Origin of the sequence: Treponema sp. OMZ 305 (genome assembly GCF_024181325.1) — a bacterium.
Taxonomy (GTDB): Bacteria; Spirochaetota; Spirochaetia; order Treponematales; family Treponemataceae; genus Treponema.
The window spans coordinates 1,670,624-1,696,447 of the sequence record NZ_CP051300.1 but is presented as its reverse complement, the minus strand read 5'-3'; the positions used below and the strand labels follow the sequence as shown (position 1 = coordinate 1,696,447).

Below are 25,824 nucleotides of genomic sequence, written 5' to 3'. Positions count from 1 at the left end.
AAACAAAATGGAGACTGTTTTGACGGAAACGCTGTTGGAAATAAAAAATGTTACAAAAACATTTGCAGGTATAAAAGCTCTAAATGACGTCAGTCTGAAAATTGCCCGGGGTGAAATCCATGCTCTCGTAGGTGAAAATGGTGCCGGTAAATCAACACTGATGAATATTTTAAGTGGCATTTACCCCTACGGTACCTATACCGGTGATATACTATATGAATCCGAACGGTGTATGTTCCATTCGGTAAAAGACAGTGAACGTAAAGGTATCGCCATTATTCATCAGGAATTGGCTCTTGTTCCCCACCTCAGTATTGCTGAAAATATTTTTTTGGGAAACGAGCAAGGAAAATCATTTAAAATTGATTGGGAAAAAACCTTTGCAAAAGCCGATGCGCTGCTTCGGACGGTAGGGCTGCATGAATCGTCACGGACGCTGATTAAAGATATCGGGATAGGCAAACAGCAATTGGTTGAAATTGCAAAAGCTTTGGCAAAAAATATTACGTTTCTCATTCTTGACGAGCCGACAGCTTCGTTAAACGAAACGGATTCACAAAAATTATTACATTTATTACTTGAATTTAAAAAGAAAAATATAGCGTCAATTATTATCTCACATAAATTGAATGAGGTATCCTTTGTTGCGGACAAAATAACCGTTATCAGAGACGGCTCTGTAATAAAAACTTTTGATAAAAAAATGGATGATTGCAGCGAAGATCTAATAATCAATGCAATGGTCGGTAGAAATCTGTCGGAACGTTTTCCGCCGCGCACACCTTGTATAGGGGATATTCGGTTTGAAGTAAAAGACTGGACGGTTGAACATCCCCTGTATGCGGAACGGGAAGTATGTAAAAATATCAATATCAATTTACGCAAAGGTGAAGTTGTCGGTATAAGCGGTCTTATGGGAGCGGGGCGAACGGAATTTGCAATGAGTGTATTCGGACATTCCTACGGCGCAAATATCCGTGGACGGATTTTTATAAACGGGAAGGAAGTCCGGCTTAAAACCGTAAAAGATGCAATAAAACATGGAGTGGCATACGTAACGGAAGACAGAAAGGGCAACGGCTTAATTTTACATACAAGCATTTGCAAAAATACAACTTTGGCAAATATACGGAAAGTGAGCCGCCGCAATGTTATCCAAATCGATAAAGAACATGAGGCTGCACGGGAATGCGTTGAACAACTCAAAACAAAATGTACGGGAATAGAACAATCCGTAGTAAATTTATCGGGAGGGAATCAGCAAAAAGTATTACTCGGCAAATGGATTTTTGCCGAACCCGAAGTGCTGATACTCGATGAACCCACGCGCGGTATAGATGTGGGTGCAAAATATGAAATTTACTGCATAATAAACCGCTTGGCCGCAGAAGGAAAATCCATATTGATGATTTCTTCGGAACTGCCGGAAATTTTAGGTATGTGCGACAGGATTTATGTTATGAATGACGGTAAAATTGTGGGAGAAATTCCGCGGGAAGAAGCTTCACAAGAAGCGATAATGGCTTGTATCGTCCAAACGAAAAAGGAGAACACAAATCATGCTTAATACTCTTTCGATCAAAAATATATTGAAAAAAAACACAATGTTTATAGCGCTCATTGCATTGATGATTTTATTTCATGCCCTGATCAGTTTTGCAGATAGCGGTTCCTTATTTGCCCCGACAAATATTTCAAATATTATAAGTCAAAACTCTTATGTTGTTATTTTAGCAACCGGAATGCTGCTCTGTATTCTCAGTGGCGGCAATATCGATTTATCGATCGGTTCAATTGTCGCACTTATCGGGGCATTAGCTGCCCATTTAATTATTCTTTTACATTGGAATATATATGTCGTGATGATTTTATGTTTATTGGCCGGTACGGCAATCGGAGCATGGCACGGCTTTTGGATTGCATACATACGCATCCCGGCATTTATTGTAACATTGGCAGGTATGCTTTTATGGAGGGGCGTTGCCTTAATTATTCTTAACGGTTTAACTTTGTCACCGTTTCCGGAAAATTATTTACGTTATTTTACCGGCTTTATTCCGATAACAAAGGATAAAGGGTTGATATTTTCCGTAACAGTCGGAACGGCAATTTTATGCTGTCTCATTTTCATTGCAAAGGAAATTGTGCAGCGTATACAAAAAAAACAAAAAGCATATTCAACTGAAAGCTTCGGAATATTTCTTATACGCATTATTCTTATTCCTGCAATTGTATTGTTTTTAGCAACACTGCTCGGCCGCCATAAAGGAATACCGGTGATTTTAATTCTTTTAACCGTTGTTGTTCTTGTCTATACCTACATTACTCAAAATACGGTGCCGGGCCGGTATTTGTATGCAATGGGCGGTAACGAGCGAGCGGCTAAGCTGTCGGGCATTGATACAAATAAAGCGTTGTTTTTTGTATATGTAAATATGGGATTTCTTTCAGCCCTTGCCGCTCTGGTTTGTGTCGGCCGCTTTAATTCGGCAGCGCCTACGGCTGGTATGAATTATGAACTCGATGCAATCGGTTCATGTTTTATTGGAGGAGCATCGGCATACGGCGGAACGGGAACGGTCGGAGGAGCGGTTGTCGGAGCTATTTTTATGGGTGTTTTGAACAACGGAATGTCCATTTTAGGTATAGACTCGAACTGGCAGAAAGCGGTAAAGGGACTGGTGCTTTTAGCGGCGGTTGCTTTTGATGTCCTTTCAAAACGTCGCGAAAAAAGCTCAGTCTAATCCGTAAAAACAGACTGCAAATGAGTACCAAAGAGGACAGGGGAAATATGAACATAGTTGCCGGTATTGATTTAGGAACGCAAAGTTTAAAAGCGGTTTTATACGATTACGAACAAAAACGTATTGTCGCACAAGCATCCTGTCCTTTGGATTTGATTTCCAAAGAGGACGGAACCCGCGAACAAAAACCCGAATGGTACGATGCGGCATTAAAAAGCGTCTTTGAAAAACTTCCGTGTGAATTGCGTTCGCAGATACAGGCCGTCGGCGTCTCCGGTCAGCAGCATGGCTTTGTCCCTCTTGATAAAGACGGACAAGCTCTTTATAACGTAAAACTGTGGAACGATACGTCAACCGCCGAAGAATGCCGCATCTTAACCGATAAAGCAGGAGGTAATGCCGAAGTTATAAAAGAAGTCGGCAACCTCATGTTACCCGGCTTTACTGCTCCCAAGATATTGTGGTTAAAAAAACATTTTCCCGACGGATGGAAAAACGTGCGCTATATTTTGCTTCCGCATGATTACATCAATTACGTACTAACCGGAAGCTATGTTATGGAAGCTGGAGATGCCTCGGGGACAGCGCTGTTTAACCCTGTAAAACGCAGATGGTCGCGTACACTCTGTTCTCTTATCGATGAAGGCTTATACGATTTACTTGCGCCTCTTATCGCTTCGGATACAAAAGCCGGAACGGTATCGCAGAAAGCCGCCGGTCTTTTAGGGATTCCTGAAGGTATCCCGGTTTCTTCCGGCGGCGGGGATAATATGATGGGGGCAATCGGGACGGGGACGGTTAGCGACGGCTTTTTAACGATGAGTATGGGGACGTCGGGAACACTCTACGGTTATTCGGACAAGCCCATTGCCGACCCCGAACGCGGTTTGTCAGGCTTTTGTTCTTCAACGGGCGGATGGCTTCCGCTTTTGTGTACGATGAACTGCACGGTTGCAACCGAACAAATCCGTTCTCTCTTCGGTTTACCGGTAGCCGAGTTCAACCGTCTTGCCGCAGCGGCTGAGCCGGGCGCTCAAGGAGTACGGGTTCTTCCTTTTTTTAACGGAGAGCGTACACCGAATTTACCGAAAGGAAGGGCAAGCATCACCGGTCTTACGATGACAAATTCGAATAAGGAAAACATCTGCCGCGCCGCAATGGAAAGCGCTGTCTTCGCCCTGAAAGGAGGTTTGGACGCCTTTAAAAAATTGGGTTTTGAACCGAAAGAAATACGGCTTATAGGCGGCGGTGCAAAAAGTCCCTTATGGAGGCAAATCGCCGCAGATATTATGAATGTGCCGGTCAGCGTTCCCGTATCGGAAGAAGCTGCCGCAATGGGCGCTGCCGTACAAGCGCTGTGGTGTCTTGAAGGCGGTACGCCCGAGCGGATAAAGAGCCTTTGCGCTGAACACATTCAGTTGAGCAAAGAAAAATCGGCGGAACCGGGCAGCGCAGTTTGCGAATATGAACAGGCGTACCGCGATTATAATGAGATTTTGGAGCAGCTGACGCCCCTTTATGTATACGGCTAAATTTTTTGAAAGCCGACGCTTTCTGCAAAGATTTTTATAGGAGGTTATATGTCATATTTTAAAGGAAGTACCGAATACTTTCCCGGTATCGGTAAAATAAGGTTTGAGGGGAAACAATCGAAAAACCCGCTCGCATTTAAATACTACGATGAAAATAAAATCGTTTTAGGTAAGCCGATGAAAGAGCATTTGCGTTTTGCAATAGCCTACTGGCATTCTTTTTGCGCTGCAGGAGAAGATCCATTTGGGGCGGGAACAATGAAGTTTCCGTGGAACAGCAGCACGGATGCGATGACAAACGCCGAAAATAAAGCGGATGCGGCTTTTGAATTTATTACTAAAATCGGAGCGCCCTATTATTGCTGGCATGACCGGGATATAAGCCCTGAAGGGAAAAGTCCTGCCGAAAGTGAAAAAAATCTTATAAAAATTACCGACGGTCTGTATGAGCGGCAAAAAGAAACCGGCGTAAAACTCTTGTGGGGGACGGCCAATGTATTCAGTAATCCGCGCTATATGAACGGAGCTGCGACAAACCCGCAGTTCGACATTGTAGCCCATGCTGCAGCTCAGGTGAAATGCGCAATAGACGCAACGATAAAGCTCGGTGGACAAGGCTACACCTTTTGGGGCGGACGTGAAGGCTATATGTCATTGTTGAATACCGACATGCAGGCTGAAAAAGAACACCTCGCCCGTTTTTTAACGATGGCACGCGATTATGCGCGTAAGCAGGGCTTTACCGGCTGTTTTTATATCGAGCCGAAACCGATGGAGCCGACAAAACATCAATATGACTTCGATGCGGAAACAGTGATAGGCTTTTTGCGTACCTATGGTTTGGAAAAGGATTTTAAACTGAATATTGAAGCAAATCACGCAGAGCTTGCAGGACACGACTTTTACCACGAATTATCGGTATGTGTTGATGCGGGGATGCTCGGTTCCATCGATGCAAATCGCGGTGATAGCCGAAACGGCTGGGATACCGACCAATTCCCTTCAAGCATATATGAAACGACGTTAGCTATGCGGGCGGTGCTGCGTATGGGCGGCTTTAAAACGGGCGGCTTAAACTTTGATGCAAAGCGCAGAAGAAACTCGACCGCACCGGAAGACTTATTTATCGCACATATCGGCGGTATGGATATGTTTGCACTGGGCTTGGAAAAAGCTGCCGCCCTTATTGAAGACGGGCGAATCGATGCATTGGTTAAAGAACGCTATGTATCTTTTGCAGAGGGAAAGGGCGCCGAATTTGCGGCGGGCAAAATGACCATGGAAAGTCTTGCTGCCCTTGCCGAATCCTATGATACGGTGCATCCTGCCTCGGGTAAACAGGAATTATACGAAAACATTCTCAACGAAGTTATTTTTAACGGATAAACGGTGTCGGTTACCATAAAAGATATCGCGGCGGCGGCGGGCGTTTCACGGGGGACGGTAGACCGTGTACTGCATAAACGTATGGGAGTAAATCCCGAAGTCGCGCAAAGAGTCCGCCTCATTGCCGATGAAATGGGATTTGCACCGAATATGGCAGGAAAAATTCTTGCCGCCCGTAAACAGCCGATAAAATTCGGCTGTTTACTTCCCGATGTGGGAAATCCTTTTTTTGACGGTATTATTGCCGGTTTTCACCGCGCAGAAAAAGAATTAAGCGATTTCGGAGTGTCCCTTCACATAGAACATATAAAAGGATTTGATATTGCTACGCATATTCATACGATTGAAAAATTAGCTTCCATGAACCTTTCAGGTTTATGTATTGCCACTATGGATATACCCGAAGTTCAATATACCGTACAAACTCTTATCGAAAAAGGAACACCGGTTATCAGTGTCAATACCGATATTCCTGATACCGATCGTCTATGCTATGTGGGCCCTGATTATACGAACGGAGGAAACACCGCCGCCGGTTTATTGTCGTTGTTAACAAAGAGCGAATTGAACATTTTAATAGTTACCGGCTCTTTTCATATTCGCGGCCATAATGAACGCATTCAAGGCTTTATCCAAGGTTTAATTGAAAGAAAATCTTCTTATACGGTTTTAAGTACCTTTGAATCACTTGATGACGATACGTATGCATACGAAACGACAATGAGCGCATTGGAAAAATATCCGGAAACAAACTGCATATTTATTGCCGCCGCTGGGGTTGAAGGGGTCTGTAAGGCAGTCGATCGATGGCATAAAGATTCGGAAAACAGAAAAAAGCCCTCTATTTTATCATTTGACGATATTCCGGCAACAAAGCGTTTGGTGAAAGACGGATTTATTGATTTTACCATTTGCCAGGAACCTGAACAGCAAGGATATATGGCTGTTTCAAAATTGTTCTCGTATTTAATGGCCGAAAAAAAATGCACCCCGCAGGATTATATAACGTCTACAATTATAAAAATCAAAGAAAATATATAGGGCACATCTCGTCATTTAATGCTGCTGAGCAAAATATTGAGCACTTGTACTCCAATGCTCTGCGCCGTATATTTTCAAAAGACTTGAGTCTTGACATAAATATGAATATTTTAGATGATGCCGCAATGGAGAGTGGGAGTGCGGTGAAATTTACCAGATCTTATTTGCAAACACTGTCAACGGATGCGCTCTTTACATTGGCAGACCAATACGGGCTTTTTTTGTCGTCGGATTTGACGCGGCATCTTTTGATCGGTGAATTGCTCGATCTTGATGATGGGTTTGCGAATGATGAATACAGTGGTGATTCCATTGCGGCGGCTATAAAACCTCATGAGGCGGCATACAGTTATAACCTGACCGAAATACGGGTTCTCTTAAAAAATCCGCTGTGGTTTTTTGTCTTTTGGGATTTCCATAAACGCCTTTTTACCGAATTAACGGAGGAAAAAGATTTTTCTTTTTTTTCACTGCGAGTGCATTCCCTCGATCCTGAGAACACTTCAAAATCGTTGGATTTTTTTGATATACAGGTGCTCAAGGAAGACCGCAGGCATTATGTGCATGTCTCTTTTGACGAATACCTGCATCGTATCGATTTAATGGCTCATTTTACGAATGGCCGTGAGCAGATATTAGCGCAATCGAATATCGTCGGTATGCAGCGGAAGAATATTCCGCAACGGCTTTGTATTTCACAAAATGCGGTGGATAAGATAATCGGTTTATCGGGATTGGCTGCTTTAAAGAAGTCCCACTTTCAGCATTACCGGCAGGCATTTAGGTAGAAAAATGAGCCTCAAAGAGCTTCGGTTTTTAGAGGTCTCCCCGTGTTCGACGAATCTATATTCGAGGTACCCGATGATTAAAAAAACGTTACTTTTTATTTTTCATGCTCACGTACCGTATATCCGCCATGATGATGAGAACGAGTTGCTTGAAGCGGCGCCGTTATACGAAATGATGTCATACGGTTTTTTACCGTTTTTACGGATGTGCAGCTGTTTGGATGCTGATGCTGTTCCGTTTAAGTGTGCGTTGGTAATTTCTCCGCTTTTGTGCGAAATGCTGAAGTCCCCTTTATGTCAAGAACGATACGGTGCATATTTGGATCGGCATATCGCATTTGCTCAACAGGAATTGAAACGGGCGGCAGGATTACCTCGGGAAGCTCTTGTGCGACAGTACCTTGAGTTTTTAACGCTGAATCGGGAAGATTTTCATGTTCGTTATAAAAAAGATATTTTAAGCGGAATAAATTTTTTTGCAGACAAGGGATATATTGAGCTGCTTGCAACATCGGCAACGCCGTGCTTTTTCCCGTTTTATCAGGATATGCCGGAAGCGCTTACCGCACAGATTGAACAAGGTCTCAGTAGTTTTCGGGAGCATTTTGCAACGGTGCCTGCAGGATTTTGGTTTCCGTCAATGGGGTATGACACGGGGTTAGACAGCATTATCAAATCGTATGGCCTCGATTATACCGTATTGGAAAGCCAGAGTTTCTTATTTGCCGACCGACCGCCGGTGAATGGCGTCTTTTCCGCAGCAATGGGAGAAAGCGGGCTTTCGTTTTTGGGAAAAGACAGCGCCGCATGCGCCGATATTGCGCATCCCGGAACCGGTTTTTATCTGCACCCCGATTACCTCGATACCGATAAAGATGCAGGGTTTGAACTTGATGGAAAAGCGCTTTCCCCTTTGTTCGATGTAAAGGAAGGCCGACGTACAACAGGCTTTTGTTATCACCGGCGAGGCGGCGGCGACTATGATGCAACAGTCGGTGCTCTACAGGCGGAACAAGACGCCGAACGGTTTCTTGCAAACCGTGATGCGGTATTAACGGAGGTCGCAAAACTGCTTGATATTGCTCCCGACCCGCTCTGCTCCGTTTCCGTGCTTCCGCTTCGCTTTCTCGGAAAAACGTGGAAGGAAGGAATACTCTGGTTGGAATCGGTCTTCCGCAAACTTGCACAGCGGCACGATATGCAGTGCGCCTTACCTACCGAATACCTGAAAAAGGTGCGGCGGATACAGAGCATTAATCCTTTTTATGCTTCCAACCTGCCGAGCGGATATGCGGATGAACTGATAAATAGCTCAAACGATTGGATGTTTCCCCGTATTCAAAAGGCTACCGAACGGATGATCGACCTTGCAGGGCGTTTCCCTGATGATCAAGGTCTTAAAGAGCGGATGCTGAATTTGGCTGCGAAGGAGCTGCTGCTTGCGCAGTCGACTGATTGGCCGCTGATGGCGGATGCTCAAACTTCTGCCGAATACGCTGCTGCACAGTGCGAAGAGCATCTTGCTACTTTTACCGATGTGTATGATTCGCTCGGTTCCGGCTCGATCGGTACTGATCGGTTAATTAAAAGAGAAAAGGAATATCCGATATTTTCGGATATGAATTACCGTTTTTTTATAAGGAAATCCCGATAAAGCCTGTTTGCAGATAATCGGAATTGCCAAGGGGGGTAAGGAATGAAATTAGTGCTTATACGGCATGGTGAAAGCGAGTGGAACAAGTTGAACCTGTTTACCGGTTGGACTGATGTGGAATTGTCGGACAAGGGCGTAGAGGAAGCAAAGGAAGGTGGAAAGGCGCTTGCCGCAGCCGGTTTTGACTTTGATATCTGCTATACCTCATACTTAAAACGGGCAATCCATACGCTGCAATTCGTGTTGGATGAACTTGACCGTAACTGGCTTCCTGTCGTTAAAACATGGAAGCTGAACGAACGGCATTACGGCGATCTGCAAGGATTGAACAAGGCGGAAACAGCTGAAAAATACGGAGAAGCGCAGGTAAAGATTTGGCGTCGCTCTTTCAATATTGCGCCGCCCGTCCTTTCGGAAGACGATGCACGCTGCCCGTATCTTCAAACGGCATACCGCGGTATCGACAAGGCGGAACTGCCCCGTACCGAAAGCTTGAAAGATACCATTGCACGGGCTGTTCCGTATTTTGAATCGGTAATTAAAAGGGATATGCTGGCCGGTAAGCGTGTATTGATTGCCGCACACGGAAATTCGCTCCGTGCACTCATTAAATACTTCGAGCACCTCAGCGACGAAGAGATTGTGCAGGTAAATCTGCCTACCGGTATCCCGCTTGTTTATGAATTTGATGTTAATTTTAATGTGATGAGCAAGGCCTATTTGGGCGATCAAGAAAAAATTAATGCCAAGATAAACGCGGTAGCGAATCAAGGCAAAGCAAAGTAAATGCAGGATGCCGTTAGTCGCAGATTAAATCTAAGGAAAACCTCAAAAAACTGAGGTTTTTAGAGGTTCCCTCTAGTATGCAAGAAAATGAAGTACAGAACCGTGCGCACGCCAATAAACTGATTGTTAAAGGTGCGCGCGAGCACAATCTCAAAAATATCGATGTGGAGCTGCCCCGCGATAAGCTTATTGTGGTGTCGGGGCTTTCCGGTTCGGGAAAAAGCTCCCTTGCCTTTGATACCATCTTTGCCGAGGGGCAGCGGCGGTATGTGGAATCCCTTTCGGCGTATGCGCGGCAGTTCTTAGACCGTATGGATAAACCCGATGTCGATTATATCGAAGGCTTGTCTCCGGCTATTTCCATAGAACAAAAGACCACACACCGTAATCCGCGCTCGACGGTTGGTACGGTAACGGAAATTTACGACTACTACCGCCTCCTGTATGCCAGAACGGGGCATCCGCATTGTCCGCAGTGCGGGAAAGAGATTCAGGAGCAAACGGTTGATCAAATTATCGATGCGATTATGAGCTGGGAAGACCGTACCCGCGTTCAAATCCTCGCGCCGATTATCAAGGGCAAAAAGGGCGAACACCAGAAGATTATCGAAGACGCCCAAAAGGCGGGTTTTCTCCGTGCGCGCATCGACGGACTGACGGTTAATTTGGAAGACGGCGTTAAGCTCGATAAACAAAAAAAACACACCATAGAGATTGTCGTAGACCGTATTCAACTGTCTGCCGATGTCCGCAAACGGCTTTCGGAGTCGGTGGAAACTGCGTTGGAAAGTTCCGGTGGGACGCTGATAGTGTTACGGCAAAAGACTGCGGATGATCCGATAACGGAAGTGTTCTTTTCGCAAAAAAATGCCTGTCCCGATTGCGGTATTTCGATGCCGGACTTGCAGCCGCGCCTTTTTTCGTTTAACAACCCTTACGGCGCCTGCCCCGAGTGTACCGGTCTGGGGCATAAGCAGCGTTTCGACTTTAAGCTGATGGTTCCCGATACCTCGCTGTCCTTTAACGAGGGGGCGTTCTTGCCCTACAATCCCGATTCTGCGTGGAACCGCACTCGCTTTGAGTCGCTTGCCCGCCGCTTCGGTTTTTCACTCGACACACCGGTAAAAGATTTATCAAAAAAAGATTTAAAGATTATCATGGATGGTTCCGGCCTTGAACCGATTGAATTTGTGTACGAACGGCAGGACGGGTCGGGTAAGTCAAAGTACCGCCGTCCGTGGCTCGGTATCTATGCCGATATGCAGCGGCGCTACAATGAAGCGTATTCGGCAGCGCAGCGGGAATCCTATGAAAAATACATGGCGGTTACAACGTGCGAGCACTGTGGCGGTAAGCGTTTAAAGCCCGAAGCCTTGGCCGTTACCGTCGGCGGTAAAAATATTTACGAGTTAAGCAGCCTTTCCGTCGGCGATTCAATTACGTTTTTTGAAAAGCTCAAACTGACCGCCACGGAAAAGACCATCGCCCATCAGATTTTAAAAGAGATAACCTCCCGTCTCCGGTTTATGAAAAATGTGGGACTCGACTATATTACCCTTGAACGGAAGGCAGCGACGCTGTCCGGTGGGGAATCGCAGCGGATACGGCTTGCAACCCAAATCGGCTCCAGCTTAATCGGGGTGCTCTACATCCTTGACGAACCGTCCATCGGATTGCACCAGCGGGATAATCAGCGGCTGATCGACACGCTGCTATACCTGCGCAACCTCGGCAATACGCTCATTGTAGTAGAACACGACGAGCAAACCCTCCGCATCGCCGACTACATTGTCGACCTAGGCCCGGGCGCAGGGGTGCACGGCGGCGCTGTCGTAGCGGCGGGTACACCCGATGAGGTGATGCAGGTAAAGGAAAGCCTTACAGGTCAGTACCTTGCGGGAACGCTCTGCATGGAACTCCCCGCAGAACGGCGAAAAGGGAATGGCGCCTTTTTAACTTTGCAGGGAGTAACCGAGCATAATTTAAAGAATGTTTCGGTTTCCATCCCGCTCGGAGCCTTTACCTGCATCACCGGCGTTTCCGGTTCGGGAAAGTCCACACTCCTTTCGGATGTGCTGTACCCCGCCGTGTCCAACGCGCTGATGCGCAGCGGTCTGCCGGAGGGCGCATACAAAAAGATAAAAGGGCTTGAACATATCGATAAGGTTATCAATATCGACCAAAGCCCGATCGGCAGGACGCCCCGCTCAAACCCTGCGACCTATGTAGAGGTGTTCACCGCGATCCGCGACCTGTTTGCAAACTTGCCGGAATCGAAGGCGCGGGGCTATAAGCCGGGGCGGTTTTCGTTTAATGTGCGGGGCGGTCGCTGCGAGCACTGTCAGGGCGACGGCGCAATCGCAATCGAAATGAACTTTTTACCCGATGTGTATATCACCTGCGACGTGTGCCGTGGGAAGCGGTTTAACAAAGAAACGCTCGATGTTCGGTACAAGGGAAAGAATATTGCGGATGTACTTGATATGACCATCGAAGAAGCCGCCGAGTTCTTTGCTCCCGTGCCGCAGATCGCCCGCAAAATGCAAACCCTCCTTTCGGTAGGGCTCGGCTATATCAAGTTAGGACAGTCGGCGCTTACCTTATCAGGCGGCGAAGCGCAGCGGGTTAAACTGGCGCATGAGCTTTCCAAGCGCTCGACAGGGAAAACGCTCTATATTTTAGACGAGCCGACGACGGGACTGCATTTTGCTGATGTTAAACAGTTGATGGAGGTTATCCAGCGGCTGGTGGATCAGGGAAACACCGCCCTGATGATCGAGCATAACCTTGACGTCATCCTGCAAGCCGACCACATTATCGACCTCGGTCCCGAAGGAGGTTCCCACGGCGGTACCGTTATTGCTGAAGGCACGCCGGAAGAAGTTGCCGAAGTGAAAAATTCGTATACGGGCTTTTACATCAAAGAGATGCTTGACCGATATCGGCAAAAAAGCTCATAGGTTTTTATAGACATCCGTATAATGAAAAAGTCGCTTGTTTCCGTTTTTTGTCTTTTGTTATTCATTCTCTCTTCTCCCTCTGCGCAGATTGCGAAAGAGCCGAAGGTTATTACCATCAATTCCGTGCGTGTAATGGAGATATTCAAAAAAGAGAATAAGGCGCAGTATCGCACCGAACCGGATAAAAACGATGAGGAAGCGGATATAAATAGCAGCGAAGATAAAACGGAATCTCCGACAGAACAAACCGCCGGTACGGAAAATATCTCCGACACTCAGACATCGGTAACAACCGAAGAGGCGCAAAAAGCCGTTGAGGAAAAAAAAGACGACATTATTGTGTTTACCGGCGGTGTTTCTCTTTCGGTAAAAGACGGCTCTACCGTTTCAACAATCGAATCGGATAAATTAGTGTATAATCGCTCTGAAAATACGATTGAGGCGGAAGGGAATGTCCGGTATAGCAGAAAGACCGGTGGTTCCGATGGCGCAGAAGAATTTATCGGCGAATTGCTGCTATTCAATATCGATGAAATGGAAGGTATATTCCTCGACGGTACGATTAAACAGGCACCTCGGAAACAAGGTCAGAACCCTTTTACTATTCAATCGGCAACAGTCGGACGCGATTCAAGCGGTGCAACAGGATTTAAAGATGCCGTACTAAGCACAAATCCCGATCCGGACGAAGAACCGCTGTGGTCTATCCGCGCAAGCCGGATTTGGATGTTGCCGGGTAATGAACTGGCTTTTGCTAACGGTTATTTTTCTATTGGCATTGTACCGATATTGTATCTGCCGTTTTTTTATCATCCTGCCGATGAAATGCTTTTTCATCCCGTGTTCGGTTTTCGCAATAGGGAAGGGTACTTTGTACAAACGACAACGTATTTACTTGGACGGAAACCGCTCGATACCGATTCAAAGAAATCAGGTTCATTCTCCAATTTTATGAAAAGCGATCGACTGAAAAAACAAGAACGGATTGGTTTGTTTTTTAAGAATCTGGAAGAAGATGCACCCGATATCAGCCCTGCATATATTAAACTGATTGCAGATACCTATTCACAGCTCGGCGGTTTAATCGGCATAGACGGAAAGACAATTCCTAAAAACACACCGATTAGAGAACTTGATTTTTCACTTTTTTTGGGAATGTCTCGGACACTCTTTCCTCTGAAGAAAATCGGCAGTGACGGTATTTCACATACTACTTATGATACACATGGGAAAAGGCACTACAATAAAAGCTTTTTTCTGGGAAGACAGTTACCGTTTCGATACAGAGCGCATATCAATTTTGGAATTTCTCAGGCGCCGTTTCAACTTTCGATAAATATGCCCTTTATTTCCGACCCTTATTTTAAGAAAGATTTTTTTGACCGATCGGAGGATATGAATTGGTTTAATTATCTTTTGAACAAAGAAAAATTAGCAAAAGGAACCGATATAGGATCGGAAAGTTCTTATTCATGGAAGCTTAACGGTTCTATCCGTCCGTCATTTAAGAAAATCAGCCCATGGATTTCTTCATTTAATCTGGATACCGCATCACTGACCGTTAACTTTTCTTCAAAAGAAACAAACCCGAGAGCTGTCGGTGAAGAAGCGTATGCGCCACAGCGGTTTTTCTTTTATCCGTCGCTTTTTAAGCCGGAAGGAAAAATTTCAATTTCAGGAACACTGTTATCCAATACTATGTTTAATAGAGCGCCGGCAAAAAAAATTCCTGATGTGGAAGGTATTGCTTATCCGTTTATAACACAGGATAAAACATCATCGGATACGTCGAAAAATGAAAATACCGATTCGACACAGGCAGAAAATCAAAAAAAAGACAAAATGGAATTTCTTGATACTTTTATTCCGGTATTTAAGCCGGTATACGGTACGGAATTCGATCATAGTATTGAATATTCACTCAGTTATTCAGGCGATTTTTCTGCATTACAGGAAACAACCTTTGCTTCTTCTCAGTGGAAGAATCCCGAAGACATAAAATGGAAGGACTATGAATCGCGATATTATCAATTGAAGGGGAGCGCCGGTTTAAGGGGGACGCTATCCTATTCTCAAAATCTTATTTCGCTCTCGAGTAACCTTATTGTTTCGGGAAATTATCAGCGGCATCCTTGGACACGGGATGTGAGTAAACAGCCTATTTTAGAACTCAATAACTTTAAAGCGAATGTATACACGTTGAAGAATGAAAACTCAGTAACCGTCAATCCTTTTGTGTATACCGATTTATTTAAACCCATATCGTTTAGTTGGAGTATCACGGAAATTTTAGCAAAAAATACATTTACCGGTACTTATAGTAATCCTCAATGGGAGACACAGAAGATAAAGTGGAATAAAGATTTTATCACTGCCCATACGGGATCGGCGGTATTCGGTGTTATGCTTGCGGAAAAGTATACGCAAAAAATTACTTTTTCTATAAACCTGCCGCCTCTTTTGCAAGCCTATAGCACTTCGCTCAATGTGTCATTTCCTTATGGAACCTTAGCTGCTTCGACAAAATTGTTTGAGAAAGAAAAAACGAAAAAAAAATGGTTCTGGGAGCCGTTTAAAATGGAACTGAATTGGACATTGCCTTATAATATAAAAACAGCACAGACATATATTTATAATATTGAAGATAAAAAGAATGAACGGCTGCATATCACCTTTGGATGGAAATATATTTCCGCCTTTTATACCCAAAGCACGGAAGTACCGCAAAAACTTTTACCGGGAAGCGGATGGGTATTGGACGGTACGGAAAAACGGTTTATTCCCTTTGCCTTTGGATTTTCATTTTCCAATGCTTCCAATCCCTTTACTATCTACGCATGGAAAAACCGTATCAAAATACAGCTTGGATTGTCGTCAACCTTACAGTTTAATTTAGTCCGTATTACCGACAGCTATTTTACGTTTGCACCTAAGATTATTTTTAATATTCATGAATTTTGGGATCTTTCTTTCGGCTCATCAAGTAGAAATAATGTTATTGCGCGGTATTTTCAAAAAGCACTCAATTTGCCGGTTGTTATTCCCGGGAATACCAATATACTTACCGATTTGGCTCAATCATTTTATTTTTGGGATAGAGCAAAACGCGAAGCGTCGGGGTTTAAACTGCAATCGCTGGATATAGGCTTTACCCACTACCTCAAGGATTGGACATTAAAACTCAACTGTGAAATCAAACCTCAGTTAAAAAATAATGGCCCTCGTAAATATTATGAATTTAGTCCGACAATAACCTTTGCTGTAGCATGGAATCCCATCGGGGATATAAAAGTTGAAGCAAAAAAGAAAGAAGGAAAATTCTCCGTCGAGCGCGGCGAAATACAATAAGGTTGAGCGCTTTTTGCTTTTTCATTTACAAAGGAGTAACGGTTGCGGTACCTTTTTCTTTTTCCGTCATCATAAGGAACAATCGCTCAAGCGAATCGTTTGTGCCGCGCTGTGCTTGCAGTTCAGGCAGTGATCCGCAAAACAGCATCTGTCCCTTGTTGATAATCGCGAGTTTATCGCATACCTTTTCGGCAATTTCCATAATATGCGTGGAAAAAAACACCGTCTTTCCCGAATCGGCGTAGCTCCGCATCAGAGTTTTCAGGCGGAACGCGGATTGAGGGTCAAGCCCGACAATGGGTTCATCCAAAATCCACAATTCCGGCTGGTGGATAAGGCTTGCCGCAATGAGCAGCTTTTGCTTCATTCCGTGCGAAAAACTCGCGATGCGCGTGTTCAGTACCGTATCGATTTCAAAAAGCGCAGTATATTCCGCAATCCGCTTCTGCCGCTCTTCGGTTGAAACACCGTACACGTCTGCGACAAAGTTGAGGTATTCAAGCGCTTTAAACTGCACAAACACTTCGGGATTGTCCGTTACATAACCGATCTTTCGCTTTGCTTCCAGCGGATACTTCAGTATATCGGTACCGCCGATGAGAATATCCCCCGAATCGGGCGCAATGACACCGGTGATCATTTTGATGGTCGTCGTTTTTCCCGCCCCGTTCGGCCCCAAAAAGCCGAAAATCTCTCCGGTTTTCGCCTCGAAAGAGAGGTTATCAACCGCCTTTCCCGCCGACCGTCCATACGTTTTTGAAACATTTCGTATTGTAAGCATCTTGCCACCTTAGTTAATTGATAATTTGTAATGGGTAATGTGTAATTTGTAATTTGTAATTACTGTATACTGTGCTATCTATAAGGTGGGGGAAGTCTCCCCCTGAGCTCCGGCTCTTGCCGCCTTCTCTGTCGTATCGGAGCAAGGATTTTCGGTTCCCCTCAAATCTTGCTTCTTTTTGGTACAAGCGGCGGCAAGTATCCTCCGCTACCCCCTCTTTTAATAATTGGTAATGGGTAATTAAATTAAGAATTATGAATTAGTTCAGGTCTTCTATTTCTTCATGGGAGAGACCGGTCATCTTTGTAATCATATCAATATCAAAAGCTTCAAGCTTCATTAGTTTTGCCGTTTCGAATGCTTTTTGGCGGGAACCTTGAGATATTCCTTGAGATATTCCTTGAGATATTCCTTGGGCAAAAGCTATTCTGCCTGCTTCTTCTCTCTGTACTGCAATATCCGTATCATAGTCATATTCGGCTATTAACATGTTGATTACCTCCCGTGCTTTTCTTTGTAAATATTCTTTTAGGATCCCTTTTTCTATACATATCTTTACTGCATTAGTAAAGCCGTTTTCAGGGTCGAGTTGTGTTTGGATTCTCACTTCTTCTACAAACAGGCTGTATTCGTCGAGCGTTTTACACGTCTTGAGTATTTCGCCACCTTTATCTTTATTTATATTCAGTACCCGTACTGTCAGCTCCAGTGGTACCTGTTCAGGTTTTGTAATAAAAGCATCGGATAGTTTGAGCGTTATCGTTTCCGGATAATCTTCTATGCCATTGTAAAATACATAGAACTCAGGTGTCGGTATTTTTGATAGTGTTCTTAAATACCTGTCGGTTGGTTTTTGCAGTTTTTCATACAGTCTTGCGATGTATTGTAAAAAGCGTAAGGGCATATTCTCGTTTATTGTCGATTGATGTTCTGCCAATACAATAATCTTATCGTCTACAAGGCAGGAAACATCATTAACAATGTTCATGTACATTATATTATCAAGCCTTATATTTTCTACAGGACAGGAAAGCGGTAAATTAGTATGATGCAAGGCATTGTAAAGAGATAAAAAGTTTTCTTTAGCCTTTTCATCTTCACTGAATAGGTCAACGAATACCGAATCTTTGTATTTTCTGTTTGCTGTAGTCATAGCGGTTTACTCTTACAAGCGGTATTATAGCACAGATTATAGGATTTTGAAATAGGATTTTGAAATGGAATTGTTGAGTTAAAACGGTTGCTATGGTGTTTTTTTATAACAACCATAGCATAAAAGATCCCTCTGGTGTGGGATTCATAATTACCCATTACCAATTAAAGGAATTATCAATTATCCATTGTTTACCTATCACCGATTGATTACTGCGCACTTCTAAAGCTTTTCGATTTCTTCAACAGAAAGACCTGTTCCTTCGGCTATTTTAGCAATGTCGATTCCAAGGCGCTTAAATGCTACGGCCGTTTCACGCTTCGTTTGGTATGAGCCTTCTGAGAAGCCTCGCTCAATTCCTTGTTCAATTCCTTGTTCAATGCCTTGCTCAATGCCTCGTTCAATGCCTTCAGCAAAGGCGATTTCATGTTCTTCGGCTCGCTGTACTGCAATATCTGTTTCATAATCATATTCTGCCAGTAACAATGTTTATTACCTCCTCTCTTTTGAAAATATATGGGGCATCTACTGCGTCGTACGGCAAAAAAGTATCCTCAACGTATTAAAATACGCCTGCGGTACTTTTTTGCCTAACTCCTTGTATCTACACCATCTATTTCCAAAAGGCTTTTCAGAACCGCCACGGATGGCGGTGATTCCATACAGCAGCGAGTTTTTGCTTTAGGCAAAAACTCGTAAGCAAAGACTGTACAAGGATGTACAGTCTTTGCGATGGCATATTCTCGTTTATTGTCGATTGATGTTCTGCCAATACAATAATCTTATCGTCTACAAGGCAGGAAACATCATTAACAATGTTCATGTACATTATATTATCAAGCCTTATATTTTCTACAGGACAGGAAAGCGGTAAATTAGTATGATGCAAGGCATTGTAAAGAGATAAAAAGTTTTCTTTAGCCTTTTCATCTTCACTGAATAGATCAACAAATACCGAATCTTTGTATTTTCTGTTTGCCGTACTCATAGCGGTTTCCCTCGCTTATTGCAGTATAGCATAACTTACTCGGATGTTCAAAGAGATCGAATAGGGGAAGCCTTTTCTTTTTTTCGATAAAAAGAAAACTCTTCCCCTCTGACCCCATAATCCACAATTATCAATTACACATTACAAATTACAAATTAAATCCATTCCCCATTCTCTTAAATGTCTATCCCGAATCCGAAGTGACCCGCTTTTTGCAGCTTCCAGTGCTTTGCTTTTGCCCCCTCAAAGGCTTTTTTAAGGCTTTCGGGAGTGGTGAAGTTTTTGCAGTTACCATCCTCTACCTGTGGATTATAAACACCAGGCTGAGCATAAAGTATAGCCTCTGCACCGTCGCTTACCTCACGGGTCGGCAAATCGTTAAGGAGCTTTGTAAACACATCGGCATTAAGCTTATTTTGGTAGCATATCAGCTCTTTCAAAGCGGTGCAACCTTGCACGTTGAGGGTCTTGAGCTGATTCTCAGAGCAGTCCAGCTTTTGCAAAGTGGCTAAGTCTTGCACGTCAAGGGCAGGAAGCTGATTGTTTTGGCAGTAAAGCTGTTGTAATTCGGTTAAGCCCTGCACGTCAAGGGTCTTGAGCTGATTGCCTCCGCATTTCAGTTGTTGTAATTTGGTTAGGCCTTGCACGTTAAGCTCAGGTATCTTATTGACATTGCAAATAAGCTCTTGCAATTCGGTTAAGCCTGACACGTTAAGCTCGGCAATCTTATTGTACCGGCAATTAAGCACTTTCAAGGTGGCACAGCCTTGCACGTTAAGCTCAGATATCTGATTGTTGATGCAGATAAGCTCTTTCAAGGCAGTGCAGCCTGACACGTTAAGGGTGCTAAGATTATTGTCTTGGCAGTAAAGCTTTTGCAATTTAGTTAAGCCTTGCACGTCAAGCTCAGGTATCTGATTGTACTGGCAGTTAAGCTTTTGCAATTTAGTTAAGCCTTGCACGTCAAGCTCAGGTATCTGATTGTACTGGCAGTTAAGCTTTTGCAAGGCGGTACAGCCTGAGACGTCGAGGGAGGCAAGCGGTCTGTTACCGAATTCTTCACCGCTACAGTCAAGCTCGATGATGTCTCCTATGAGGGCAAGCTTTCTCTCTGAGTTTGTTACGGTCAGTGTGGTTTCTGTGTCGTTTGCAAGCTCATTCACGTTGCAGCCTTCCACTTTTATGGCAGAGCCGTCAGCCGTCTTTGCCTTCACCTTCACGGTGTTTTTGCCCGCTTCAAGGGTGAGGAGGGCTTTTTTTGGCTCAAAGCTTACGGTGATTGTTGCAGGCTTTGTTACAGTAAGCGTGTATTCCGTGTTTGTGCCTGCTTTGGCGATGGCTGTTCCGTCAAGCGTCCAACCCTTTACACGGTAACCAGCGGCCGGCGCCGCCGTAAAGGCTACGGTTTTGCCGTGCTCAACGGTTATGGGACTCGTTTCCGTTTCCGCTACGCCGTCCGCCTTTGCTTTAAGCGTGCCTCCGGCGCCGTCTACGCTGAAGGTTACGGGGTATTTGTTTATCTTCCACTGTGCCGTGTATTCCGTATTTATGGCGGGGAATGCTAAAGGGGAAGGCGGAGCGGGAGACCATCCTTTAAAAGCGTAACCCTCTCGTTCGGGAGCGGGTGCGGTCAAGGCTGTTCCGTATTTGCCTGTTTTTAGGATATCGGCCGTATTGCCGCTGACATTGCCGCCTGCAAGTTTAAAGGTTACGTTCACCGTATTGCGCTCGTAATAGAGTTCTACGACGGTGCTGCTGTCAGCATTTATCGTACCTTCTGTCTGTACGGTGTTGTTTACTTTGGTAAGCGCAGACTTGTAGGTAAAGCCTTCGTAAGCTCCGCCGGTTTTCGGCGTGTATGCGGCGTTTGTTCCGACCGTACCGTTTAAGTTTTCGGTTTCCGTCGGTTCTGCAGGATAGCCGCCGTCTATTTTTTCCTGATAGTGTTTTACCGTATACGAAGCTCCGCCTGCAAGAAAGCTTACCTTAACGGTTAGCGCTTTTGTTACGGTGCAGGTATAGGTGTTTGACGTACTGCCTGTAACAGCGGAGCCGTCTGCCTTCCACTCTTTTACCGTATAGCCTGCATCCGGCGTTGCCGTAAAGGTTACGGTTTTATTCGCTTCTACTTCGTTACCGCTCTTTATTTTCGTTTCACCTATCTTTGCGGTAAGGGTGCCCCCACCCCCGTCTACGTTGAAAGTTACCTTGTATTTGGCCGTTACCGGCTTATTTCCGTTTGCATTGGGGCAGCCGGTAAAAAGCAGTGTCAAAAATGCAGCTATGATGAGCGCCGCGGCTCCTCTCAAGGTGTGCGCCTTTTTGCCGATTCTCAATTTTGTCATATAAACCTCCTATATTCAATGTGTAATGGGTAATTCATAATTCTTAATTACAAATTATCAATTAACAATTATCCATTATGTATGATAGTATGTATAATAGAAAAAATCTTCTTAATAAAGCAATTTTAATGAAAAAAGAACTCTGGTTGCTTAAAAAGAACCATGGTTACAGTAAAAGATCGTAAGGGCGGTGATCATTTTGATGGTCGTCGTTTTTCCCGCCCCGTTCGGCCCCAAAAAGCCGAAAATCTCTCCGATTTTCGCCTCAAAAGAGAGGTTATCAACCGCCTTTCCCGCCGACCGTCCATACGTTTTTGAAACATTTTGTATCGTAAGCATATTTTTTACCTTCCCTAAAATGCAACAGTTGAACAAAGTGTGAACTTTGGAAACTGCTGCATTGGTGCGCGGAACGCGCATACGTTAATAAGCGAGTTTGCGTTAAGCAAACTCGCCGTGTTTTTCAGCCGCGCTATTTCAGCGGCTGAAAATAAACCTTCCATTTGTGCAAAATTTTATCTAAAATTTTGCACAATTTTTTTCAGAAAAAGGGCAAACGCTTTAGACGAGTAAATATAAATCGCAAAATCAGGAGGTTGGGCAAGCATTTGAACCGCGAAGAGGTTCAACTCTGCTTGAACAGCTTCCTGATTTTGCGGGGAAATTTAAAAAGCGTCTGATGCGTTTGCCCTGAGTTTTTACAGGTTCTTATCCATTTTGAAGCTGAGCTTTGAGTAGTTAAATGATTCCAGCATCAGCTGCGCGATCAGGTCTTTGGTCTTTTTGATGACATAAGCGGCGGTCTTTTCGTTTTCCGCGGTGAGGAATTCGGTCAGTTTTTCTCCGGTCAGGGCTTTGCCTGCTTCGGTAACCTCATAGATTCGTTTAAACCCGTAGGTTTGCATCTCGTTCAGATAGGTTGTATTTGCGTCGCGGAATGTCGGATAGCGGTTTTCGGTCAGGAATCCGAGGATTTTAAACAGCCAATAGGCGTTTTCGAGCGAAACGGTCGCCGTCTTTTTTTTATAGATTTTCGGTGTGTCGTTGATATTGGTAAAAAACGGCACATAGGGGGTAAAGGCGGTGGTGCCGAACGCGAGCCACTGAATAGCAGCCATGCCTTCCGGTACGCCGGAACGCAGCTGGAGGATATGGGATTCCGCCGTGCGGGAAAGGGAGATGCCTCTAAACCGTGTTTTCTCATAGTCGGTTCCCGCTTTGCCGAGCGGATCGTAGACGGTTTCGTTATAATGCGAACTTAAGATATACTGAACATCCTCTACCGAAATCAGCCTGCTCGCCTTTCGTATAAACGGGATATCGTTGGATACGGGGCTTTGCTCTATTTCGGGGTTCAGATATTTTTGTGCGAACCATGCGCGCGGCGTGTTGTACACACGGTCTTTCTCGGTTGAGGTACCGAAAATATGCCGGAAGTTAAAGCCTTCGCGGTCGGGGTTAAGCTTATGCGCATCGACAAATGCCTGAATGCCGTCCGCCCACATAAAATCACGCTCGTTTGAAAAATCGATGGTTTCAATACAGACCTGATTAGGTGCAACCGCATAGCAGTCATCGGGGATGCGCTGCGCGACCCAGTAATGTCCGCACGGGATTTCCATATACCATGCTTCATCCGCATCGGCAAAAAGAATTCCATTGCCTTCCGCCGAACCGTACTGCGCAATCAATTTTCCTAAAAAGGCAACACCTTCCCGTGCGGAATTGATAAACGGCGCTACGATGTTGTGGATGGCATCTTCTCCGATGCCGTCCGGCACGAGCGGATCGAACGCAAGCACGCGCGGATTGCCGTATACGCTTTCGGTGGAGCTGACGGCAATATTCTTTTCGTTGATGCCTGCTTCTCCGTATTCTCCTTCATCGCCCTTCAACAGCTGAAATGCCTGAGGTGTAGCAGTACAGCGGAGCGCCTTCTCCGGCAGCGCAACGGTAACGCCGGTGTTCTTCGACGTATAGGTACGGTCTTTTACCTCGCTTGCGGGCATCACGGTAAAAAGCTTAACCGAAACCGCTTCGTGAAAGTCCTCGTTACGGGCAATCATCACCGAACCGTCAACTGAGGCCTTTTTACCGACCAGTACGGTGGTACAAGATTGATGATGTGTGTTGTTCATATAATGTAATCTCCTATAAAACCTTTTAGATTTAATGTGCGAGGAGTGCTTTTACCGAGCCTCTCTCAATGACTGACATGCGTCGCAGAGGATACGCGTCAGGTATTCTTTATTCCGATAGAGCTCCGGATCCCCCGAAGGACAGCATACGGGATACAGGGCTGTAAGCAGTTTGCTAAGGGTATCGCGGCCGTATTCTTCATGGTTTTGGAGACGGAGAATTTTAGGATAATCGGTCGGCTCGGTATACTCCGTTTCCGAAGTAAGCGGCTCTTCCAGCCGTTCTCCCGGTCGTACCCCGATAATTTCTATTGGTATGTCTTTTTCCGGCTCATAGCCCATGTACCGTATCAGTTGACGGGCGGTTTCCAGAATATTGACCGGCTCGCCCATATCCAGTAGGTATGACTGCCCGTTGATGCCCACTCCGCCCGTTTGCAGTACCAGCGAGCAGGCTTCGGGTATGGTCATAAAAAAGCGCATCATATCGGGTGAGGTTACCGTTACGGGGCCGCCTTTTTTTACCTGCTCCACAAAGAGCGGAAAAATCGAGCCGCGCGAACCGAGTACGTTTCCGAACCGGACAAACATATAGGCATAGTCAGCGCTGCCGTATTTTTCTTTGACCCGCGCGGCGGCATCAAGCACCATCTTTTCGTTGAGCATCTTCGAGACCCCGTAAATCGATACGGGATTAACCGCTTTATCCGTCGAGATAAGCACAAAGCGTTTAACACCGTTTTCGATACAGGCGTCGAGCAGGTTCTTGGTACCGAACACGTTGTTTTCGATGACGGCGACGGGGTTCGCTTCCATCAGCGGTACATGCTTGTAAGCCGCCGTATGGAAAACAGCATCGCAGCGGAGCTTCCCGATGATATACCGCATATACTCGCGGTCTTTCAGCTCGCCCACGATGGGTACAATCGTCGCCTTGTCGCCGACCCCTTCTTCCTGTAAGAGGCGCAGCTCCTTATCGATTTGGTAGATTGAATTTTCCCCATGCCCGAATAAATAAAGCCGTTCGGCGCCGCCTGAAAGGAGCTGTCGCGCCAGTTCGCTGCCGATGGAGCCGACTGCGCCGGTAATCAGTACCCGCTTTCCGCGCAGATAGGCAAGGCTGTTTTTTAAGCTGATTTTTATCGGCGTGCGTCCGAGCAAGTCTTGTGGGTTTATCTCCCGTGCTTGCACGAGATGCGCATTGCCGTCCACAATCTGAGAAATGCCGGGCAGTAATTTGATAGTGGTAAAGCCCGCTTCTTTTACAATCGCATAGATTTCGCGCAGCCGCTCTGCCTTTATGCTCGGAATGGCAATCAACAGTTCATCGCGCGCCTCCACTCTGATAAGGCGGGCAACATCTTGAATCGGACCGAGCACCGGTATCCCTTCAATCTTACTGCCGATTTTCTGCGGATCGTCATCAAGGAATGCTGCGACGCGGCCGAATACGCCCTTTCGTTTTATCTCATGGGCAATCATGGTGCCCGCCAGCCCCGCCCCGATAATATACACGGTCGGCTGCACTTTATTACTTTGCGCTGTCATCTCTCCCCTCCAATTTATATGAACCGAAAGCTGCCGACTCTATAACATCAAAAGCCAAATCGATGGGAAAGCTGTCGGTGTACATGTCGAGCAGTACCTTAGCCCGTTGCTTTCTTCTATCAACTTTGATAATTTTTCCTTCAAGCCCTTTCAGCGCCCCTTCGACGACGCATATCCGTGCATTCGCGTCGAAGTATACTTTAGACGGAGCAGTAACTTCTCCGAACGAAAGAAAATGACGCAAAAGCGAGAGGTCGTTATCGGCAAGCGGCAGCGGATTTTGATTATTCGGCAAAAAATGATAAAAATTCGGCGTCTTACGCAGCTGCCAGCAAAGCGGAAGCGATAAGTCATCGATTTCCAAAAAGATATAGCCGGGAAAAACCGGTGCATCAACTTTATGCCGTATACCTTTCTTTTTAATATACAGTACGCGGCGCGGAAAATAAGCTTCTATTTCATGGTTTTTTTCATTTAATTTCCGTATTTCCTTTAACAGCTCCGGTTCTTTGCCCGTTCTTACCTGCACTGCGTAATAATCCATAGAGCTTTTAATGTAACATAAAAAGAAAAAAAACGCCACCGGCCAAGTCAGGGTAAACACATCAGATTGTATGAGGTGCGCTCTATAG

Annotated in this window: 16 protein-coding genes and 2 pseudogenes; 10 read left to right on the top strand and 8 right to left on the bottom strand. The window is 45.2% G+C overall.

Features of this window, described 5'->3' with window-relative positions; all coding sequences use genetic code 11:
- Positions 1-7: 7 nt before the first annotated feature.
- The 10 genes from mmsA (at position 8) to ABK01_RS07430 (ending at position 16,239) form a co-directional block, all read left to right on the top strand.
- A complete protein-coding gene (gene mmsA / locus ABK01_RS07475; RefSeq protein ID WP_305880057.1) occupies positions 8-1,567 on the top strand; it encodes a multiple monosaccharide ABC transporter ATP-binding protein in 1,560 nt (519 codons plus the stop codon).
- On the top strand, positions 1,560-2,744 hold the full coding sequence (gene mmsB, locus ABK01_RS07470) for a multiple monosaccharide ABC transporter permease (protein WP_253675186.1): 1,185 nt from the start codon (positions 1,560-1,562) through the stop codon (positions 2,742-2,744). Before mmsA ends, mmsB begins: the two co-directional genes overlap by 8 nt.
- A 47-nt stretch (positions 2,745-2,791) precedes the next feature.
- Positions 2,792-4,276 (top strand): xylulokinase, encoded by a 1,485-nt coding sequence (gene xylB, locus ABK01_RS07465; RefSeq protein ID WP_253675184.1) that lies wholly within the window; start codon positions 2,792-2,794, stop codon positions 4,274-4,276.
- A 48-nt stretch (positions 4,277-4,324) separates the two neighbouring features.
- The gene (xylA, locus tag ABK01_RS07460) at positions 4,325-5,662 is read left to right on the top strand and encodes a xylose isomerase (RefSeq protein WP_253675183.1); all 1,338 of its coding nucleotides are present in this window, start codon (positions 4,325-4,327) and stop codon (positions 5,660-5,662) included.
- A gap of 3 nt (positions 5,663-5,665) precedes the next feature.
- Positions 5,666-6,703: a LacI family DNA-binding transcriptional regulator gene (locus tag ABK01_RS07455; RefSeq protein WP_212564742.1), complete on the top strand. Its 1,038-nt coding sequence runs from the start codon at positions 5,666-5,668 to the stop codon at positions 6,701-6,703.
- Between the two features lie 143 nt (positions 6,704-6,846).
- Positions 6,847-7,491, top strand: coding sequence for a DUF4912 domain-containing protein (locus ABK01_RS07450; RefSeq protein WP_230974312.1), 645 nt, complete (start codon positions 6,847-6,849; stop codon positions 7,489-7,491).
- A 73-nt stretch (positions 7,492-7,564) separates the two neighbouring features.
- Positions 7,565-9,145: a 1,4-alpha-glucan branching protein domain-containing protein gene (locus tag ABK01_RS07445; protein ID WP_253675182.1), complete on the top strand. Its 1,581-nt coding sequence runs from the start codon at positions 7,565-7,567 to the stop codon at positions 9,143-9,145.
- Between the two features lie 42 nt (positions 9,146-9,187).
- On the top strand, positions 9,188-9,931 hold the full coding sequence (gene gpmA / locus ABK01_RS07440; RefSeq protein ID WP_253675181.1) for a 2,3-diphosphoglycerate-dependent phosphoglycerate mutase: 744 nt from the start codon (positions 9,188-9,190) through the stop codon (positions 9,929-9,931).
- Between the two features lie 77 nt (positions 9,932-10,008).
- Entirely contained in the window at positions 10,009-12,891 is a 2,883-nt protein-coding gene (gene uvrA, locus ABK01_RS07435; RefSeq protein ID WP_253675180.1) for an excinuclease ABC subunit UvrA, read from the top strand.
- Between the two features lie 21 nt (positions 12,892-12,912).
- Positions 12,913-16,239, top strand: a complete 3,327-nt coding sequence (locus ABK01_RS07430) for an LPS-assembly protein LptD (RefSeq protein ID WP_253675179.1) — start codon at positions 12,913-12,915, stop codon at positions 16,237-16,239.
- A gap of 25 nt (positions 16,240-16,264) precedes the next feature.
- Here ABK01_RS07430 and ABK01_RS07425 read toward each other — a convergent pair whose 3' ends face one another.
- The 8 genes and pseudogenes from ABK01_RS07425 to loaP all read right to left on the bottom strand — a co-directional run bounded on the left by ABK01_RS07425 (position 16,265) and on the right by loaP (position 25,736).
- The gene (locus tag ABK01_RS07425; RefSeq protein ID WP_253675178.1) at positions 16,265-17,020 is read right to left on the bottom strand and encodes an ABC transporter ATP-binding protein; all 756 of its coding nucleotides are present in this window, start codon (positions 17,018-17,020) and stop codon (positions 16,265-16,267) included.
- Between the two features lie 259 nt (positions 17,021-17,279).
- Positions 17,280-18,173, bottom strand: coding sequence for an Rpn family recombination-promoting nuclease/putative transposase (locus tag ABK01_RS07420; protein WP_253675176.1), 894 nt, complete (start codon positions 18,171-18,173; stop codon positions 17,280-17,282).
- Between the two features lie 222 nt (positions 18,174-18,395).
- Positions 18,396-19,161 (bottom strand): annotated as a pseudogene (locus ABK01_RS11815) (hypothetical protein).
- 176 nt (positions 19,162-19,337) lie between these two features.
- Positions 19,338-21,506 carry an InlB B-repeat-containing protein gene (locus ABK01_RS07405; RefSeq protein ID WP_253675174.1) on the bottom strand — a complete coding sequence of 723 codons (2,169 nt, stop codon included), beginning with the start codon at positions 21,504-21,506 and terminating at the stop codon, positions 19,338-19,340.
- A 183-nt stretch (positions 21,507-21,689) separates the two neighbouring features.
- A pseudogene (locus ABK01_RS07400) lies at positions 21,690-21,845 on the bottom strand (ATP-binding cassette domain-containing protein); the annotation flags it as partial.
- Between the two features lie 359 nt (positions 21,846-22,204).
- Positions 22,205-23,644 carry a C69 family dipeptidase gene (locus ABK01_RS07395; protein ID WP_253675171.1) on the bottom strand — a complete coding sequence of 480 codons (1,440 nt, stop codon included), beginning with the start codon at positions 23,642-23,644 and terminating at the stop codon, positions 22,205-22,207.
- Positions 23,645-23,695: 51 nt separating this feature from the next.
- A complete protein-coding gene (locus ABK01_RS07390) occupies positions 23,696-25,192 on the bottom strand; it encodes a polysaccharide biosynthesis protein (RefSeq protein WP_253675169.1) in 1,497 nt (498 codons plus the stop codon).
- On the bottom strand, positions 25,176-25,736 hold the full coding sequence (loaP, locus tag ABK01_RS07385; RefSeq protein WP_253675168.1) for an antiterminator LoaP: 561 nt from the start codon (positions 25,734-25,736) through the stop codon (positions 25,176-25,178). The genes ABK01_RS07390 and loaP overlap by 17 nt, the downstream gene beginning before the upstream one ends.
- Between the last annotated feature and the right edge of the window lie 88 nt (positions 25,737-25,824).